This window comes from Alexandriicola marinus, from assembly GCF_004000435.1.
GTDB lineage: Bacteria > Pseudomonadota > Alphaproteobacteria > Rhodobacterales > Rhodobacteraceae > Alexandriicola > Alexandriicola marinus.
Genome location: NZ_RBVZ01000104.1, coordinates 1 through 219 on the forward strand (window position 1 = coordinate 1; position 219 = coordinate 219).

A 219-nucleotide genomic window follows, 5' to 3' on the forward strand; every position below is an offset into this window, starting at 1 on the left:
GAGCCGGAGCTGAAATCGACGGGCAGGCTGGTATCTGTACCGCCATAACGAATATGCAGCATCGGCCGCCATGCGATATCGGCCTGCGCGACACCCTGGGCGCCGAGCTCTTCCGCGATCTCCTTCGACAGCGTCTCGCCGACCTTTTCGATCGCCGGCAGCGTGTTTTCCGCCAGCGGCTCCATCAGCCCCTGCTGCCGCGAGGCGAAGACGGTCGAC

The 219-nt window shown here is 64.8% G+C and carries 1 protein-coding gene; it reads right to left on the bottom strand.

Annotated elements, in window-relative coordinates:
- On the bottom strand, positions 1-219 hold a 219-nt coding region (locus tag EP376_RS23165; protein ID WP_164745075.1), incomplete at both ends, for a hypothetical protein.